The organism is Cellulomonas chitinilytica, assembly GCF_016862675.1.
GTDB classification, from domain to species: Bacteria; Actinomycetota; Actinomycetes; order Actinomycetales; family Cellulomonadaceae; genus Cellulomonas; species Cellulomonas chitinilytica.
Window position 1 is genome coordinate 1 of the sequence record NZ_BONK01000036.1, and the last position, 1097, is coordinate 1097.

The 1097-nt window shown below is 71.5% G+C and carries 1 protein-coding gene; it reads right to left on the reverse strand.

All coding sequences use genetic code 11. The features are described from left to right. Positions 1-282: 282 nt before the first annotated feature. Positions 283-636, reverse strand: coding sequence for a hypothetical protein (locus tag Cch01nite_RS22575; protein WP_203758768.1), 354 nt, complete (start codon positions 634-636; stop codon positions 283-285). Between the last annotated feature and the right edge of the window lie 461 nt (positions 637-1097).

Here is a 1097-nt window from a genome sequence, read left to right on the forward strand (position 1 = left end):
CGGGTTCGGCCCCCGGGCGATCATCACTGCCGGGTGAGGAGAGCTTTGCTCTATCTCCTGAGCTACAGGCGCAAGGGTCCAGGCAGCAATGCAGTCAGAACATCGATGCGGTCATCGAGGTTCAGTCGTCACAGCCACGCCGTCCCGAGGACCACCTCGCGCGGGACCACTTCGCTCGTGTTGCGCGTTCGAAGCGAACCCGACCGGCTTTGGTGAAGGACGAGCGGGGGGGTCGTCGCCCGTGATGTGTCGTCGATCCTTCGCCTGAGACCCGCCGTCCGGTCAGGACGAGGCTGCCGCCATTGCCGCGCTCGTGTCCCGCAGCGCGGCGCTGTACCGGTCGCTCGCTGCGAGGAACGTCGTGGCGTCGAACTCCCAGCACGCGGCAACCATGTCCTCGTAGGCGGTCAGTGCGGAGTCCCACGCGGCGGCCACGTTGACCTCCGCCGGCTGGTCTGCGGCGCGCGCGGACGTGGCGAGGTCGTGGGCGGCCTGGCATCCAGCAGTGCTCCGATACCAGTCCGCTCCAAGAGTCGTCACGCCCGACGTGAAGTCGGTCATCGGGCCGTGGCTCCACTCACTGATGGTCAGGCCGTCGGCGACGGCCGGGGTGGGCGACGCGGCAGGGGGCAGCATCTCAGCGGATGAGCACCCTGTGAGGACGCCGGCAGCGACCGCGGTGACGACCAGAGCTCGGGCGAGGCACATCGGCGCGGCCTTTCGATGGGGTGACGTTCCGCCGTCGGTATCGACACGGCCGCGTCTCGGCATGAGCGGCAGCACAAGGTTCGTCGACCTGATGGCGGCCGCGCGTGCGACGTGGCCCGGCCGGGCAGGGCTGGCGTCCGGATCCCCGGCGCCGCGCGGGACGGCCCGATCCCGGGCGTATCCTCGACGGGTCCCCCGCACCGCTGCCGTCCCCGGACGTGCACGTGCCGCGAGCGCTCGGGGGCACCCGAGAAGGTGATCCGATGACCCGCGCGCCCGCCCGCTCCTCGGGTGCGCCCGCCGTCGTCTTCACCGCCGCGGTCGTCGCGTACTTCGTCGGGGTCACCCACCGCACGGCCCTCGGTGTCGCGGGCGTCGAGGCGGCGGCA

Excerpts from the sequence above, each read along its gene's own strand:
- Cch01nite_RS22575 (WP_203758768.1), bottom strand. The coding sequence starts at position 636 with ATGCTGCCCCCTGCCGCGTCGCCCACCCCGGCCGTCGCCGACGGCCTG.